The following is a 14,574-nucleotide window of genomic DNA, read 5'->3' on the forward strand; positions in this document are numbered from 1 at the left end:
ATCAGCCCGCCCGACCGCGGCTTCGCCTCATAAGGCGCCGTGTTGCGCTAGGTGTTGCGGTGGAGGTTGCGCTGAGTGTTGCGGTAGGTGTTGCGCCGGCCTCCATAACGCCCTGGAGTCCGCCCAGGTCACCACGGGCGTACGGCGTGGTCGGGCCGCTGACATCCCCGTTGCGACCCCCTTCGACCATGCCCTGGCTGGAGTTGAGGATGAGGGAGGGCGGGATGGGCGGCGCGGACGCAGCCGGGGATCGGGGCGCGATCTTCGTGTTGCGCGTCGGCGGGGCCGCCGCGCGTGGCCAGTGTCAGCGCGGCGATGACGTCAGGCGGGGGACGTCGGCGGGGGAGAGGTCGGGGCGCGCACGGTGCCAGTGGGCGGGATGCTGCCACCGGCCCGAGGCATCGCGGGCGACGTCGACGCCGACCTCCAACACCAGCTCGGGTTCCACCAGCGTGACGTTCAGCTTCTCCTGGCTGCCCCACCCGGCGGAGAACGACCAGCCTGTCCACGGATGACCGCGCCGCCCCGCAGCGAGCAGACCGGCGACCGCCGCACCTGCCGCCTGGGCGAGGGTGGTGGTACGGCCGACGTACTGAAGGCGCCCTTCGACGTTGTACCTGCCGAGCAGCAGCGTGCGGGGAACGGCCAGAGAGCCGGTGATCGCGCCGACGATCGCCTCGCTCGTCTCGCGGACCTACTGGTGGAGATGCAGTATCTCAAGCCTGCGCAATTCGCGCGCGAAGCAGGACGATCGCGTGAGGAGGTCGGCTGGCCGAGGCCGTCCGTCACGTGCTGATGGAGTGCTCAGCGTGTCTCTTGGTCCACTGCCATCGGTGGTCCGAGATCAGAGTGTCGGTCACCGGTGATACCTGTAGTGCGTGGAAGATGCGATTTTGGGTGCGGTAGCCCTCCTGCGTGAGGCCTTTCCGGCAGAGGTCCGGCACAGCCCTTTGGGCTGGGAGGCTCTTTGGGCGTGGGAGCGCATGTCGGCGGCGGGTGAACCTGGACCCAGTCTGGACAGGTGAAATCTGACCCGGGTGTCTTCGGTTCGGTCGTTTCAGTCGTTGTCGGTGGTGGGGACGCGTCCGAGTTCGCGTCCTCGCATGCGGAATGAGTCGCCTTTGAGGGAGTGGACCTCGGCGTGGTGGACGAGGCGGTCGATCATGGCGGCGGCGACGGTCTCGTCGCCGAAGACCTCTCCCCAGCGTCCGAAGGGTTTGTTGCTGGTGACGATCACGGACGCGCGTTCGTATCGGTTCGAGATGAGCTGGAAGAACAGGTTCGCGGCCTCGGCTTCGAAGGGGATGTAGCCGACCTCGTCGACCACGATCAGCGGGTAACGGGACAGCTTGGTGAGCTCGCTCTGGAGGCGTCCGGCGTGGTGGGCGGCGGCCAGGCGGTCGACCCAGTCGGCGGCGGTGGCGAAGGCGACGCGGTGTCCGGCCTGGCAGGCGCGGACCGCGAGCCCGATCGCCAGGTGTGTTTTCCCGGTGCCCGGCGGTCCCAGGAAGACGGTGTTCTCCTTGCCGGCGATGAAGTCCAACGTGCCCAGATGCGCGAGCTGTTGTCGCGTCATGCCGCGCAGATGGGTGACGTCGAGTTCCTCGATCGTCTTGATCGCGGGGAATCGGGCGGCTCGGACGCGGGCCTCGCCGCCGTGTGATTCGCGGGCGGAGACCTCGCGTTGGAGGCAGGCGACCAGGTATTCGGCGTGGGTCCAGGACTCCTTGCGGGCGCGTTCGGCGAGCCGGTCGGCGGCGTCCAGCAGGGCCGGCGCCTTCATCGCGCGGGCGAGGAAGGCGAGGTCGGCGGCGGTCTGGGAGCCGGTCCTGCGGCCCGCTCCGGTGCTTTCGGCGGGGGCAGTGGTGGTGCGGGGCATCAGCCGGCCTCCCTCTCGCCGCCGCCTTCGATGACGGTGAACAGCCGGTCGTAGGAGCCGAGTTCGCGTTGCTCGACCTCGACGAGCGGGCCGGCCTCGGCCTGGGACCGGCGGGTGTCCTTGGCCTGGGCGGCCTGCTGATGGCGGGCCTGCCCGCGCATCGTCTGGGCCGCGGCGGCGTGGTCGGGATCGGTGAGGGTCTGGTGGCGGGCCCAGCAGCGGGGGTGGCGGGCGACGATCACGCCGCCGGTGGCGAGGGCGATGACTTCGTCGTTGTCGGTGAGGACGGTGACCGTGTGTCCGATGGCCTGGGGGTGCACGGAGTAGTCGTTGGTGTCGACGCGGATGTAGTGGTCGCGGCCGATCCGGGTCTGCATCCGCCACCAGGCGGGTGGGTCGACGGGCGGCAGGGCGAGCATCCCGGCCCGGTCGGCGTCCCAGCGTTCGGCGGGACGAGCCTGCAGGGTGCGGTGCAGGCGCCGGTTCGCGACGGCCAGCCAGGCCGTGAGCTGGGTGTTGAAGTCGCCGGGGCCGCTGAACGTGCGACCGGGCAGAAACGAGGTCTCCAGATAGCCGTTCGCCCGCTCGACCAGCCCTTTCGCTTCCGGGTCGCGAGGCCGGCAGAGATAGATTTTCGTGGCAAGCAGGCCCGCGAACGCGGCGAACTCTGCGGTGAGCTTGCCGCGGCCGACCCCGGCCTCGTTGTCCCAGACCAGCGTTTTGGGCACGGCGCCCCACCCGTTCAGCAGCCGCCAGTGGCCGTCGATCAGGTCGCCGGTCGTCCGGGAGGGCAGCATCCGCGCGGTGATCACCCGTGAGTAGCCGGACACCATCACCAGCACCGGCGGACGTCCCGTCTGCCCGTAGCCGAGCGGGATGTCCGCCTCGGGAAACCACAGGTCGCACTGGGCCAGCTCGCCCGGCTGATAGCTCGTGCGTGAGACCGGATCGACCGGAACGTAGGCGGGACGCAGTTCTCGCACTCGTTCCTTGAGGACCGTCATCCCGCGTTCCCACCCGATCCGCTCCGCGATCACCGTGGCGGGCATTGTCGGGGTCTCCCGCAGCAGCTCACGGATCTGCACCTCGACCGCGTCGACCGCCGAGCCCCTGGCCGGCCGCTCGTACTTCGGCGGCCGGTCACTGGCCAGTGCCCGCTTCACTGTGTTCTTCGAGATGCCCAGATGCCGAGCGATCGCCCGGATCGGCATCTGCTCGGCCCGGTGCAGCCTGCGGATCTCTGCCCAGTCCTCCACGCGGATCACCCTTCCCTCCTGACCTTCCGATCAAGATCAGGTTCAGACGAAGATCACCGAGAGGGTCACTTTTGATCCGCCGTCAGAGGGTCAGAATTCAGGCGTCGCCGAGAGCGCAGGCACGGTGTGGTGTTGCCTGAGCCGTACCGCACCTTCGTTGCCGAGATCGGGAACGGGCACCGAGCACGGTCCGCCAGACGAGGGGGGTCCGCTGCCTGTAGGAGAGAAGCCAGCCAGCTGGGCTGTCTGGGAAGCGGACTGCTGGATGAGCCCGGAGCCGTTCGATGGCACCGCTGCACGCGTGCCCAATCAGCCTTTCCCTCTCGAGGAGGAATGGCAGTGGGAGTACGACTATGACGACCACAGCCGCCACTCGTTCCTGTTGCACCAGACCTACCAGCACGGCTCGGTGCTGCTTGGCAGCGACAGGTTCGGTGAGTACTGGACGCTGGTGGTGACCGGGCCGCAACGCGGTCGGGTCTGGTGGCTCAGAGACGGATGCGCCGCACCCTATGCCGACTCCCCGTCTGATCAGCCGGGGGGCGATTTCCTGCACTGGGTGAGGGACTGGCATGTCGGGCAGGGCTGGTGGCGGGCCGAGTAGCATCACCACCCCCAGGTCGGGGCCACGACCGCACGAATGGCCCCTTGGAACTTGATCGTCTGAGACGGGAACTGTCCGACACGCCAGTGTGAAGCCCCCCCGCCGCGTGCGCCTGCGCCCTCCTGTGATCCTCAGGCGCGGGCAGGATGGCGACCAGCCAGGTAGTCGGACCAGTTCTCGCCGGCCAGGGCTGCGAAGCGTTCCGCTGTTTCAAGGGGACATGTACGTTCGCATTGCCCGTGTCCCTTTCTCATTGACGATGACCTCTGTCCGGCCCAAAGAACAGCGCGGTGAACAAACCTCTTGCCCTGTCGCAGTGAAGCTGGGCCAGCGCGCCAACAGCTGCGGTAGATGGCTCGCACGCGGGAAGCGGCGCGGGCTGCAGGGGTCCGGCCGGACCTCTCCGCAAGGCACCTGGTGAGCGACAGCATGGCGCCCCGGGCACCTCAGCTACTCCCTCATCACGTTGTCGGTGAGGGGAGATGGCCCGGTGCGTGCAATGGGCCTCATCTGGAGGGGGTCTGGGTACGTTGCTACGGCCACGACTTCCCTGACCTTCTGGTCAGGTTCCGGGACAAGCCGCCGGCGACTGAGGACGGTGGCCACTGTCACCAGTAGTTCGCTCCAGGCGAGGGAATCTCCGAGGCACCTGCGGTTGCCGGTGCCGAAGGGGATGAAGGCGCCTTTGGGAATTGCAGCTCGGGGGCTGGGCAGCCACCGGCCGGGGTCGAAGCGTGATGGGTCGGGGAAGAACCGGGGGTCCCGGTGCAGGGCATACAGGCTGAAGGCGAATTCTGTCCCCTCAGGCGCCGGGGTCCCTCCGATGTCCACTCGTAGGTACTTCACGAGGTCATGCGGCTCCCCGGCGGGTGTCGCTGACGGCGTCGTCGATGACCTGCCTCAGCCGGCAGACTGCGGATCGCACAGATCTGCTGTCCACAGCATCGCACCAGGCACTGACAGGCAAGCTCGAAGATGGGCAGCAGGGGGCTCGCGCACGACACGATCTGGCAGGTCACCGCCCCTGATGGCACCATGAGTTGGGACGAAGGGTGGGGGCCCGTGCGTGGTGACAGGCGGCAGATTCAGACGGCGGTCCTGGGCGGTGCGGGCTCGGAGGAGCCTTTGATGCTGCCGCTGGAGGCGATCGAGCTGGACGCCTTCCGTCGCCGGCACGAGCACGACACGTTCTGGTGCGGACTGCTGCTCGGAGGCTGCGGCCTCCAGCTGACGACCAAGCTGTACACCGACCGGGTCTGTTCCCTGTCAAGTCGTGCGTGTTGAGGGGCTCTCAGCCCGCTTGATGGCTTCACGGGGTCCACTTCGGGAGGCTCCTCATGGCTTCCGGGCTGTGTCAGCCGGCCTGGACCGAGGGATAGATCTACTCGACGCGGTCGCGGTTGGTCAGGGTGTGCGGCGCTGTTCTTCGACGTCGTAGATCTCGGGATCTTGCCGTCGACGATGCGCATGATGTCCTGGCCGTTGATGGCGACCGTGTTGCCGCTGGCGGGGAACCCGTAGGTACCGTTAAGGGTTCACAGCCATGCGCGTACCGCCGCTCATTTCACGCTGGGTTGCCCTGGGCCAGGGCGGAGACGTCGGCCCAGTCCTGCCAGGTCTTGAGGCGCTCGGCGTAGACGTGGGGGATCATGTCCAGTCCCTGGGTGCCGAAGAAGACGCGCAGGGGCGGGGTGTCGGCGTCGACGACCTTCAGAAGCGCCGGTCCGGCCGCGGTGGGGTCGCCGAGCTTCACGTCGCGCCATCCCTCGGCCAGGGCCGCGCGCAACCCGTCGTAGGCGGGCAGCTGCGCGGCGAAGCTGGCGGAGGCACCGGACCAGTCGGTGGCGAAGCCGCCGGGCTCGACCAGAGTGACCTTGATCCCGAAGGCGGCGACCTCCTTGGCCAGGGACTCGGTCAGCCCTTCCAGGGCCCACTTGGAGGCGTGGTAACCACCGAGACTGGGGTAGGTGGTCACGCCGCCGATGGTGGAGATCTGCACGATGTGGCCGCTGCCCTGCTCGCGCAGCAGGGGCAGCGCGGCCTGGGTCACCCACAGGGCGCCGAAGAAGTTGGTCTCCATCTGGTCGCGGACCTGCCGCTCGGTCAGTTCCTCGACGGCGCCGAACAGGCCGTAGCCGGCGTTGTTGACCACAACGTCCAGGCGGCCGAAGTGCGCGTGTGCACGCTGAACGGCCTCGGCGGCGGCGGCCTTGTCCGTCACGTCCAGTGTCAGCGGAAGCATCGCCTCGCCGTGGGCGGCGACCAGGTCCTTCAGCGTTTCGGTGTTGCGGGCGGTGGCCGTGACCTGGTCGCCGCGCTCCAGGGCGGCGAGGGCGAACTCGCGGCCGAAGCCGCGCGACGAACCGGTGATGAACCAGACCTTACTCATGACGTAAACCTCCTGTGGGGATGGACAGCCACCCGTAAGCGGAATGGCTATCCCGATTAACTATACGGGATGAACGTCCCGCTTTCTAGTTGGCTGTGGAGACGGGCGGCGGCAGCGATCCACCGCCCCACGCTCGGCGGCCTTGCACTGCTGTCACCTGGAAACGGACTCTCGACTCAGGGCCTGGATCTCCTGCGGGAAGCTCGCCCCGGTGAGCCCGAGGCTGCTATATCGCGTCAAGCCGCTTGAGGAAGCCCTACCTTTCTGGTGGGTTCGAAATGATCATTCGTAAGATCAGCGGGACCCAGGGGCTCTGGGCATGGCTGATGAGGGTGAGACCGTCAGATGAGGCCGTGCGCGTCCTGTTGGTCACCCGCCACGGTGCGGTCCTCGCCGCCACAGTGACCGACATGCTCGACGCCATCCGCGCGGCCAAGGAGGCCCTGTCCACCGAGCACCTCATCCAGCCCCCGGGTCAGAGGCGAACGCGGGAAGACCGGTCCACTATAATCGGGACAGTTGTCCCGCTTGGTCGGAAGTCTGAGGGTCTTTGATGCGTGCTGATGCCGAGCGCAACCGCAAGCGTGTCCTGGAGGTGGCGTTGGAGACGTTCGCCGCCGAGGGTCTGTCGGTGCCTGTGGCGGAGATCGCCCGGCGGGCCGGTGTGGGCACGGGGACGGTCAGTCGCCATTTCCCGACGAAGGACTCGCTGTACGAGGCGATCGTGCTGCATCTGGTGGCCGAAATCGTCGACGGAGCCCGGCAATTGGCCGCGACCCGTGATCCGGGCGCAGCGTTCTTCGAGTTCTTCGCCCTGCTGGTCGAGCACAGCGCGGCCAATCTCGGTCTGTCGCAGGCGATGAGCGGGACAGGCTTCGACGTCCATTCGGTCGCCTTGGCCCCCGAGCACAATCTGCTGGCCGTGGAAGAGGAGCTGCTCGTCGCTGCGCAGAAAGCCGGCACCGTGCGGCCGGACGTCGTGCCTGGCGACGTCAAGGCGCTCATGGTCGGCTGTCTGGCCCGGGAGCAGCAGGGCCCCGACCCGGAGGCGCGCAAGCGCATGATCGACCTGGCGTGCGCGGGGCTGCGCGCCCAGCGGTAGCGGCGTCTGCCGACCGCGTCGAGGATCGGGGAAGCGGCGCCCGCTTGCTTCAGTTGCAGGGTGCCATCAGTGTGTCGTCGTCCGGGACGCGGCCCAGGACTCAGGTGCGCAGGCCGGTGCGGAGGGGGTCGCCGAAGACGTGGGCCGACTGCGCGAGAGTCGGCGACTGTGCCTTGAGGCGGTGGTTCAGCGGCATGCTGTCGCGCCGACTCTCGACGCAGTCGAGCAGAACGGCGGTCAGTGAGAGTGTGCATCGTGAAGTTGCAGGTCGCGGGTCTGGTGTGCGCGGGGTTCTCGATGCTCGTGCCGGTCGCGGGTGGATGGCTTCGGTGAAGATCGTCGGTCATCGGGAGACTTTGCGGTTCGTCAGGACCAGCAGGGCCCTGACCAGTGCGGTCGCCTACTTCGGGTCGGTGCGGACCTTGCCGAGGACCCGCCAGTTCTTGAGATGGCGAAGCCGTGCTCGACTGGTGCGCGGACGGCGGAGTGCGCGGTCCAGGCGCGGGGCGCGGGCGGCGAGCAGGCCGACGGCTTCCCGCACCCACCGGGTGACGGTGGTGCGGTGCACTCCGTTGCCGCCGGCGAGGTCGCCGGGCCGCTGGTCACAGCGCAGCACTGCGAGCACGATGCCCGCGATCTTCCCGGCGGGCAGGGCCCGCCACCGCGAGCCGATCTTCTTCAAGTGGCCGCGCATCAGGTCGGCGAGATAGTTCAGAGTGACGCTCGACAGGGGCAGGCGGGCGGTGTAGACAAGGCCGTCAGGGCCCGCAACGGTACTGTTGGCTTTCTTCACACCAAACTCAACTGCCGCCGAGGGTCCGCTGGTTACGTCCTGCTGGCAGCGGCCTGCGACGTCGTCACCGACGTGCGGCGAAGCGGCCGTCGGGTCGTTTGTGCAGCCAGCCGCGGTCGGCGAGCTTGGTCATCTTCGCGCGCAGGGGCTCCAGCTTGCCGCGCACCGAGGTGTCCAGCCCAGCCGTTCGCCGACTGCCCTGACCTGCACCGGTCCGTCGGCCTCCCGCACCAGCGCCAAAATCTTGCGGTTGTCCTCGGGCAGCGCGGCCTCGTCAGGATTCTCGCCGCGGTGCGGGATCAGCAGCACAGCCCCGCCCCGCCCCGCCACCCGGGGCGGGGCTACGGCCGCGACCCGGTCCTGCTCGGCCAGCCGGTTCAGGACCCGCTCGGCGATCACCAGTTCCTCCCGCTCGGCCTGGGCCTCGTGGGAGCGGCCAGGCGGTCGGCGCAGCAGAACCCGACAACGGCTTCGACCGACAGGTCAGACGATGCGAGTATCCCGACCGCCCCTCACACCAGACCGGTGACCTGCAACTTCACGATGCACGGGTCTCACTCGGCGAGGAAGTTGGTCACCTGGGTGACGAACTCCTTGGCGTACTGGAAGAGGAAGCCGTGGCCTGCGCCGGCGTAGAGGACGAGGGTGGCGTTCTGCAGGTGCTGGACTGCGACATAGGAGGCCAGGGCGGGGATCATTACGTCGTTCACTCCGTTGGCGTACAGCACGGGCTGCGTGATGGCTTCCAGGCCGGCCTGCACCTGCTCCCACGGGGTCGACCCGCTCTTGGCCAGGGCGGTGAGCTGGCCCGCGGCCGCCTCATCGGATACATAGGGGCGCCCGTTGGGGAACCGGGTGGAGACGTGGGCGATGTGCCGCCGGCCGGCGGCGGTAGCCGCCTCGGTCTCCGGGTAGAGCAGGTAGATCATGTCGTCTGCGTCAGCCTTCGGCTTGGTCGCGATGCCGAGGACCTTCTCGGTCAGCTCCGGCACGCCGGGCACCTGGCCGCCGGGGGTGCTGCTCGCGACGATGAGCTTGCGCACCAGGTTGGGACGCTTGAGGACGACGTGCTGGGCGACGATGCCGCCCAGGGACCAGCCGAGCAGGTCGGCCTGGGCGAGGCCGAGGGCCTCGATGAACTCGATGGCATCATCAGCGAAGCCCTCGATGGAGTCACTCGGGGTGCCGTCGGTGTAGCCGGTGCCGACGTTGTCGAACAGGATCACGTCGTGGTCGGCGGCCAGGAGGTCCAGGAACTCCGGGTCCCACCAGTCGAGGGTGCCGCGGAAGCGGTTCAGCAGGACCAGCGGGGTGCCCCCCTGTGGGCCCAGTCGCCGGTAGGTGAACGTCGCGGAGGAGCTCTCCACGGTCAGATCGTCGGCCTTGTCTGCCAGAAACGTGCTCATGAGCAGGTTCTCTTTCCTGTTTGGCGCACTTGCCGGTGGAGGTGAAGGGGTGTCGTCCGCTCGCGGCGACGATCGCGCATCCTCAGCCCGACTAGCCCGACTAAGTAAGACGCTCGGTTTACTTAAGGGGACCGTAGCACGCGTGTCGGGCTATGTAAAACGATCGGTATCCTTAAGTCATGACCAAACCCATCCCCGTACGGCGGCGCCGCGGTCGCGGCGCCCGCGAGCGGATCCTCAAAGCGGCGACCGAGCTGTTCACCGCCCAGGGGATCAACGCGACCGGAATGGACCAGCTGTCGACCGTCGCCAACGTCTCCAAGCGCACCCTGTACACGCACTTCCCCAGCAAGGATGAGCTCGTCCAGGCGTACTTGCACGCGCTGGAGGACAGCGACCTCCCGCCCCTTGGGCCTCCCGACGGGCCGGCGCTGGACCCGCGAGCGCAGCTCCTCGCCGTCTTCGACTGGGAGCCGCCGAAGCCGACCGCTCCGCTGCGAGGCTGCCCGTTCCTGAACGCCAGCGTCGAGGTGCCCGACCCCGACCACCCCGTGCACCAGCTGGCCGCGGCCCACAAGAGGGAATTCGCCCGCCGCCTTGCGGTCATCGCACGACAGGCCGGGATCGCTGCCCCGGAAACCCTCGGCGAGCAGCTCGCCCTGCTCTATGACGGCGGGGCCGCCCGCGCCGCCGCGCTCAACAGCGGTCAGACCGCGGCTTGTGCCCGATCCATCGCGGAGCTCCTGATCGATACCGCCCTTGCCGCCGCTCACCCGGCATCCCGCCGATGAGGCCGACAGTCTGGGCTCGGCCACGTGCGTGGCACGGCCAGCTCACGTAGAAGCTGCGAACGGCCAGACCCGGAGCCGTCGCCGACCCGGGATTCGTCGGACGGGACGACACCGCCCGGATACCGGCCCGGCGGTGATCACCGGCTACAAGGCGGCACGGAACAGGCCCCTGACGCGTGGTCAGAGGCTGTCCGACAAGGCGCTGGCGGCCGTGGGGGCCCCGGTCGAGCACGGCTTCGCGCACCTCAAGAACTGGCGCGTGCTCGGCAAGGTCCGCACTGACCCGGCGTGGTCGACCGCCCTGGTCAGGGCCCTACTAGGGCCTGTTCTAAGTTGAGATCACGGAATCGATCATTCCCGCTTCAGGAGGGTGCTGGCTGCGGTAGACCGGTGGCGTGACTCGTGGGGATCTGACTGATGCCGAGTGGGAGTTGATCGAGCCGCACCTCCCGCTGGGGTCGTTCGGGCCGATCCCTGACCTGCGCAGCTACTTCAACGCGGTGATGTGGCGGTTCCGTAACGGCAGTCCCTGGCGGGATGTGCCGGAGAGCTACGGCTCCTGGTCGACGATCTACGACCGGTTCCGGATGTGGGCGCGTGACGAAGTCTTCCAAACCTTCATGGAAGCGATGATCGCCGAGGCGGGGGCCCGCGACGATGTCGATCTGAGCCTGGTCAGTGTGGACTCGACCATTGCCCGCGCGCATCACCACGCGGCGGGCATGGTCGTCGAACCGGAGCTCCTTGAGGACTTGGAGAAGGCCGTGGCGGAGGAAAAGGGGCTGCAGCAAAGGGGCAAAACGACCCCGTAGGCGAGGGGGCCGCGAACAGGGAGGATCCCGAGCGGGAACAGCGCCGCGCCGTGCGCCGACGCCGCAGGGCCCGACTGCGGGCCGCCGAACTGGGCCGCTCCCGGGGCGGACTCACCAGCAAGGTCCACCTCGCCGTCGAGCGGCGCTGCCGCCCGCTGTCCATCATCCTCACCCCCGGGCAGGCCGCGGACAGCCCGCGCTTCATTCCGGTCCTTAACAAGATCAAGGTGCTCGGTCCCCTCGGCCGTCCCAGGACCCGGCCGGACGCAGCGGCCGGCGACAAGGCGTACTCCTCCCGCGCCAACCGCCCACCTGCGCAGACGCAACATCAAGGCGGTGATCCCGGAAAAGACCGACCAGGCTGCCAACCGCAAGAAGAAAGGACGCTCCGGCGGCCGCCCCGTCAGCCACGACGCCACACTGTACAAAGATCGCAACACAGTCGAGCGCGCCATCAACAAGTTCAAGGAATGGCGGGGGCTGGCCACCCGCTACGACAAGACACCCGAGAGCTACGCCGCAGGACTCCACTTGCGCGGGTCCATCCTCTGGTTACGCAGCCTTCAAGCCCTCCCGTGACCTCAACTCACTTGGCCCTAGCCGGAGTGCGAGCCGCGGGTCCGGCGCAGTCGAGTCACCGGGTCAACTCGGATCGCACTACCGCGAACGCCTCGTCCAGTGGCCGGCGGCCCACGGCGTTCCAGGCTGCTCCAGATCTTTGTGCCGACTTCGGCCATGGCGACCAGCCGGAGTGCCTGCTGCCGTTCAGGGTCCGGCCAGCGGTCGGCCAGGGCCTCGGTGATGATCCGCTCCTGGCGCTCATAGTTGGAGTGCTTGCGGGCGGGAAGGGGCTCCGCCGACCGCATCAGCCGGTCGAGTGCTACCGGCCCGGCTGCTCGGGCTCCATCCGGAAGCAGACCGAGCGGGTCTTCGCGGCGGCCGTGCGCAGCTCGTCGTCGGTGGGCTGCCGGTCGCCTGGGAGGCCGAGCATCAGCCCCTTGGCGGCCTTGGGCCCTTTGCGCCGGCCGAACTCACCCAGCAGGGCGGCGACTTTCTCAGGGTCCTCGACGACCGTCGGGACGGCGGCGTGGTCCTGGCCCCGGATGCGCAGCCGGACGGCGGATCCTTCGCGCTGGGGATCCAGCCGAGCTGGGAGGACATGGCGAGCACCGTGCCGGGGTCCCAGTCGAAGTAGCCGATGGGGACCGTGTGTTCGCGGCCCGTCCTGTGCCCCTTGTACGTGAGCAGCATCAGGCGCCCGCTCAGCGGCTTGTGGAAGCGGGAGGCGAGCAACGGCCGTACGACCTTGTTGGCGGCCCGGAAGATCTTCACCATGGGTGGCGTGGCCGTGTTCGCCGCGGGTGTGCCGGAGGTGCTCACCGGGTGCCGCCGGGGGCGGTGTGGACGATCTCGGCCTGGTCGCGTTTGGTGTAGGCGTCCCAGTAGTGCTCGGCGATGGTCTCGGGCTCGGTGCCGGGACCGCTGCCGATGAACACCCCGATCGCCACGTGCGCGGTGTGCACCCCGTGCTCGGCGAGGTCGATGCCCAGGGCCATGGCGTAGTTGCGCAGGGCCGCCGCCGCGACGCCGATGCTGCCGAACGCGCCGCCGCTCGGCCGGACCGAGGAGGCGCCCGTGGAGAACAGCAGGGTGCCGCTGCCGCGTTCGAGCATGGCGGGCAGCACCTGACGGACCGCGGCGACCGCTCCGTACAGGTAGTAGTCGAGCTGCTTGTGGAGGTCCTGCGCCGTGGCGTCGACGGCGGCGGCGCCGGCGAAAGTGGGGTCGGCGGGTGAGTACTCCAGTACGTCGACGGCCCCGAACCGGTCGGCGACCGCGGCGAGCGCCGACTGCAGCGAGTCGGGACGCGTCACGTCCGCGGCGAAGCCCGCGGCCTCGATGCCCTCCTCGGCGAGCCGCGCGGCGAGCGCGTCGAGCTTGTCCTGGGTCCGGGAGACCAGGGCGACCTGGAAACCCTCCCTTCCGAAGCGGCGGGCGATGGACAGGCCCAGGCCGGGGCCTGCCCCGATGATGGCGATGACGGGCATGGGTGGTGCTCCTGTGGTCGGCCGGGCTGGATGAATGAGGGGCACCTCCCGCCCCGACAGCGGTCGGGACTGAAAGTCGAGGGCAGCCTCATGTTCTTGGATCGTAGCAGAGAACATGAGGCATCCCTCCGGTTGGTAGCCTGAGTGACATGGCCATCGACCGTCCGTCCGCCTCCGCCGGGAACCCGGCCCCTGTCCGCCCCCTGCGGCGCGACGCGCAGCGCAATCGCGAGGCCCTGCTCACCGCGGCCCGCTCCTGCTTCGCCGAGCAGGGCCTGGAGGCACCCCTGGAGCAGGTGGCCAAGCGGGCCGGGGTGGCCATCGGCACGCTGTACCGGCACTTCCCCACCCGGCTGGACCTGGTGCAGGCGACCTTCGCCGAGAAGCTGGCCGTCTGGCGGGAGGCCGCCGAGAAGGCCGTCACCATGGATGACGCCTGGGCGGGGCTGTGCCACTTCCTGGAGACCATGTGCGAACTCCAGTCACAGGACCGGGGGTTCAACGACCTTGCCTCCATACGGCTGCCGGAAAGCGCCTGCCTGGCAGGCGCCCAGACCCGCATCCGCGAACTCGGCGTACACATCGTCGAGCGTGCGCAGGAGCAGGGCAGCCTGCGCCCCGACCTCACCCCCGAGGACCTTGCCTTCGTCATCTGGTCGCACAGCCGCGTCACCGAGGCCACCCACGCCATCGCCCCGGACGCCTGGCGCCGCCACCTTTACCTTCTGCTCGACGGCTTCCGAACCGACCGCGCCCACCCGCTGCCAGCGCCGCCGCTCACCGAGGAGCAGCTGTACCGCGCCATGATCAGCCTCGGCGGAAACGGGGCCTGCGGCGCCTGACCGTCGGGACGCGCGTTGTCCCAAGGCGCCGCGGGAGCCCCTTCCCGGCGACCAGGCCGAGCCGGTACGCCTCCGTCCCCGCGACGCAGAGTTCGTGGAGGCGTTTGGTGACCTCCGCGTGCACCAGCGACACGGCGCGCTCGAAGGCCGCCTCGTCGGCGAAGCATTCGCACATCCAGACCACGTCCGGGTCCTCGCTGCTGACATGCGTCAGGTAAAGCAGCCACGACGCCACGCTCTACAAAGACCGCAACACAGTCGAGCGCGCCATCAACAAGTTCAAGGAATGGCGGGGGCTGGCCACCCGCTACGACAAGACACCCGAGAGCTATGCCGCAGGACTCCACCTGCGCGGGTCCATCCTCTGGTTACGCAGCCTTCAAGCCCTCTCGTGATCTCAACTCAGAACAGACCCTAGTCCTCACGAACCGCGAAATCTCCCGGTGACCGACGATCTTCACCGAAGTCATCCGCCCACGACCAGCATGAGTACCCCGAACCCCACACCCGTGACCAGAAACGTCACGATGCACACTGCTCAGTGAGGTCCACAGTGGCTCGTCGGGCCGGACCTCCAGCAGGGCGCGCCACTGGTCGTGTACTTCCAGGTTCGGGACGGTGGCTTTCTTGCCTGAGCGACAGCCCGGCATCG

The 14,574-nt window shown here is 68.6% G+C and carries 17 protein-coding genes and 2 pseudogenes; 8 read left to right on the top strand and 11 right to left on the bottom strand.

The genetic code is table 11. The annotated features are described in order from the left end of the window. Window positions 1-304 precede the first annotated feature (304 nt). Window positions 305-631, bottom strand: coding sequence for a hypothetical protein (locus tag ACIRPU_RS43830; protein WP_403878733.1), 327 nt, complete (start codon window positions 629-631; stop codon window positions 305-307). On the opposite strand from ACIRPU_RS43830, the gene ACIRPU_RS43835 reads away from it, so the two are divergent. Further along, complete coding sequence (locus tag ACIRPU_RS43835) at window positions 512-796, top strand: hypothetical protein (RefSeq protein WP_403878687.1); 285 nt, start codon at window positions 512-514, stop codon at window positions 794-796. The two genes, ACIRPU_RS43830 and ACIRPU_RS43835, sit on opposite strands and share 120 nt — an antisense overlap. A 261-nt stretch (window positions 797-1,057) precedes the next feature. Here the strand turns inward: ACIRPU_RS43835 and istB are convergent, their stop codons facing one another. Both istB and istA read right to left on the bottom strand, forming a co-directional pair. Then, window positions 1,058-1,879: an IS21-like element helper ATPase IstB gene (gene istB / locus ACIRPU_RS43840; RefSeq protein WP_403878690.1), complete on the bottom strand. Its 822-nt coding sequence runs from the start codon at window positions 1,877-1,879 to the stop codon at window positions 1,058-1,060. Next, window positions 1,879-3,144 (bottom strand): IS21 family transposase, encoded by a 1,266-nt coding sequence (gene istA / locus ACIRPU_RS43845; RefSeq protein ID WP_403878693.1) that lies wholly within the window; start codon window positions 3,142-3,144, stop codon window positions 1,879-1,881. Before istA ends, istB begins: the two co-directional genes overlap by 1 nt. A gap of 256 nt (window positions 3,145-3,400) precedes the next feature. On the opposite strand from istA, the gene ACIRPU_RS43850 reads away from it, so the two are divergent. Continuing rightward, window positions 3,401-3,739, top strand: a complete 339-nt coding sequence (locus tag ACIRPU_RS43850; protein WP_403878696.1) for a hypothetical protein — start codon at window positions 3,401-3,403, stop codon at window positions 3,737-3,739. A gap of 450 nt (window positions 3,740-4,189) precedes the next feature. Here ACIRPU_RS43850 and ACIRPU_RS43855 read toward each other — a convergent pair whose 3' ends face one another. Next, window positions 4,190-4,585, bottom strand: a complete 396-nt coding sequence (locus ACIRPU_RS43855) for a cytochrome P450 (protein ID WP_403878699.1) — start codon at window positions 4,583-4,585, stop codon at window positions 4,190-4,192. Between the two features lie 282 nt (window positions 4,586-4,867). On the opposite strand from ACIRPU_RS43855, the gene ACIRPU_RS43860 reads away from it, so the two are divergent. Next, window positions 4,868-5,023 carry a hypothetical protein gene (locus ACIRPU_RS43860; RefSeq protein ID WP_403878702.1) on the top strand — a complete coding sequence of 52 codons (156 nt, stop codon included), beginning with the start codon at window positions 4,868-4,870 and terminating at the stop codon, window positions 5,021-5,023. A gap of 280 nt (window positions 5,024-5,303) precedes the next feature. Here the strand turns inward: ACIRPU_RS43860 and ACIRPU_RS43865 are convergent, their stop codons facing one another. Next, window positions 5,304-6,128 (bottom strand): SDR family oxidoreductase, encoded by an 825-nt coding sequence (locus tag ACIRPU_RS43865; protein ID WP_403878705.1) that lies wholly within the window; start codon window positions 6,126-6,128, stop codon window positions 5,304-5,306. A 553-nt stretch (window positions 6,129-6,681) separates the two neighbouring features. Between ACIRPU_RS43865 and ACIRPU_RS43870 the strand changes: the two genes are divergently transcribed. After that, entirely contained in the window at window positions 6,682-7,230 is a 549-nt protein-coding gene (locus tag ACIRPU_RS43870; protein WP_403878708.1) for a TetR/AcrR family transcriptional regulator, read from the top strand. A 400-nt stretch (window positions 7,231-7,630) separates the two neighbouring features. Here the strand turns inward: ACIRPU_RS43870 and ACIRPU_RS43875 are convergent, their stop codons facing one another. The 3 genes from ACIRPU_RS43875 to ACIRPU_RS43885 form a co-directional block, all read right to left on the bottom strand. Next, window positions 7,631-8,023, bottom strand: coding sequence for a hypothetical protein (locus ACIRPU_RS43875; RefSeq protein ID WP_403878711.1), 393 nt, complete (start codon window positions 8,021-8,023; stop codon window positions 7,631-7,633). A gap of 129 nt (window positions 8,024-8,152) precedes the next feature. Beyond that, window positions 8,153-8,422 (bottom strand): hypothetical protein, encoded by a 270-nt coding sequence (locus ACIRPU_RS43880; RefSeq protein ID WP_403878714.1) that lies wholly within the window; start codon window positions 8,420-8,422, stop codon window positions 8,153-8,155. 155 nt (window positions 8,423-8,577) lie between these two features. Next, window positions 8,578-9,429 (bottom strand): alpha/beta fold hydrolase, encoded by an 852-nt coding sequence (locus tag ACIRPU_RS43885; RefSeq protein ID WP_403878717.1) that lies wholly within the window; start codon window positions 9,427-9,429, stop codon window positions 8,578-8,580. A 179-nt stretch (window positions 9,430-9,608) separates the two neighbouring features. Here ACIRPU_RS43885 and ACIRPU_RS43890 point away from each other — a divergent pair, with 179 nt between their 5' ends. After that, a complete protein-coding gene (locus tag ACIRPU_RS43890; RefSeq protein WP_403878720.1) occupies window positions 9,609-10,220 on the top strand; it encodes a TetR/AcrR family transcriptional regulator in 612 nt (203 codons plus the stop codon). Window positions 10,221-10,615: 395 nt separating this feature from the next. Next, window positions 10,616-11,611, top strand: a pseudogene (locus ACIRPU_RS43895) (IS5 family transposase). A gap of 411 nt (window positions 11,612-12,022) precedes the next feature. Here the strand turns inward: ACIRPU_RS43895 and ACIRPU_RS43900 are convergent. Together ACIRPU_RS43900 and ACIRPU_RS43905 are read right to left on the bottom strand one after the other, a co-directional pair. Then, window positions 12,023-12,412: a hypothetical protein gene (locus ACIRPU_RS43900; protein ID WP_403878722.1), complete on the bottom strand. Its 390-nt coding sequence runs from the start codon at window positions 12,410-12,412 to the stop codon at window positions 12,023-12,025. Beyond that, window positions 12,409-13,080, bottom strand: coding sequence for an SDR family NAD(P)-dependent oxidoreductase (locus ACIRPU_RS43905; RefSeq protein ID WP_403878725.1), 672 nt, complete (start codon window positions 13,078-13,080; stop codon window positions 12,409-12,411). The genes ACIRPU_RS43900 and ACIRPU_RS43905 overlap by 4 nt, the downstream gene beginning before the upstream one ends. 149 nt (window positions 13,081-13,229) lie before the next feature. Here ACIRPU_RS43905 and ACIRPU_RS43910 point away from each other — a divergent pair, with 149 nt between their 5' ends. Then, the gene (locus ACIRPU_RS43910; RefSeq protein ID WP_403878728.1) at window positions 13,230-13,922 is read left to right on the top strand and encodes a TetR/AcrR family transcriptional regulator; all 693 of its coding nucleotides are present in this window, start codon (window positions 13,230-13,232) and stop codon (window positions 13,920-13,922) included. Here the strand turns inward: ACIRPU_RS43910 and ACIRPU_RS43915 are convergent. Next, a complete protein-coding gene (locus tag ACIRPU_RS43915) occupies window positions 13,888-14,157 on the bottom strand; it encodes a hypothetical protein (RefSeq protein WP_403878730.1) in 270 nt (89 codons plus the stop codon). The two genes, ACIRPU_RS43910 and ACIRPU_RS43915, sit on opposite strands and share 35 nt — an antisense overlap. On the opposite strand from ACIRPU_RS43915, the pseudogene ACIRPU_RS43920 reads away from it, so the two are divergent. Further along, window positions 14,144-14,317 (top strand): annotated as a pseudogene (locus ACIRPU_RS43920) (IS5/IS1182 family transposase); the annotation flags it as partial. The gene ACIRPU_RS43915 and the pseudogene ACIRPU_RS43920 overlap by 14 nt on opposite strands. Window positions 14,318-14,574 lie beyond the last annotated feature (257 nt).

It is taken from the genome of Streptomyces sp. NPDC102259 (assembly GCF_044766465.1).
Taxonomy (GTDB): Bacteria; Actinomycetota; Actinomycetes; order Streptomycetales; family Streptomycetaceae; genus Streptomyces.

What these genes read in the sequence shown, in the direction of transcription:
- ACIRPU_RS43835 (WP_403878687.1), top strand. Translation starts at nt 512, where the DNA reads ATGACCGCGCCGCCCCGCAGCGAGCAGACCGGCGACCGCCGCACCTGC.
- istB (WP_403878690.1), bottom strand. Translation starts at nt 1,879, where the DNA reads ATGCCCCGCACCACCACTGCCCCCGCCGAAAGCACCGGAGCGGGCCGC.
- ACIRPU_RS43850 (WP_403878696.1), top strand. Translation starts at nt 3,401, where the DNA reads ATGAGCCCGGAGCCGTTCGATGGCACCGCTGCACGCGTGCCCAATCAG.
- ACIRPU_RS43860 (WP_403878702.1), top strand. Translation starts at nt 4,868, where the DNA reads ATGCTGCCGCTGGAGGCGATCGAGCTGGACGCCTTCCGTCGCCGGCAC.
- ACIRPU_RS43865 (WP_403878705.1), bottom strand. Translation starts at nt 6,128, where the DNA reads ATGAGTAAGGTCTGGTTCATCACCGGTTCGTCGCGCGGCTTCGGCCGC.
- ACIRPU_RS43870 (WP_403878708.1), top strand. Translation starts at nt 6,682, where the DNA reads ATGCGTGCTGATGCCGAGCGCAACCGCAAGCGTGTCCTGGAGGTGGCG.
- ACIRPU_RS43885 (WP_403878717.1), bottom strand. Translation starts at nt 9,429, where the DNA reads ATGAGCACGTTTCTGGCAGACAAGGCCGACGATCTGACCGTGGAGAGC.
- ACIRPU_RS43890 (WP_403878720.1), top strand. Translation starts at nt 9,609, where the DNA reads ATGACCAAACCCATCCCCGTACGGCGGCGCCGCGGTCGCGGCGCCCGC.
- ACIRPU_RS43905 (WP_403878725.1), bottom strand. Translation starts at nt 13,080, where the DNA reads ATGCCCGTCATCGCCATCATCGGGGCAGGCCCCGGCCTGGGCCTGTCC.
- ACIRPU_RS43910 (WP_403878728.1), top strand. Translation starts at nt 13,230, where the DNA reads ATGGCCATCGACCGTCCGTCCGCCTCCGCCGGGAACCCGGCCCCTGTC.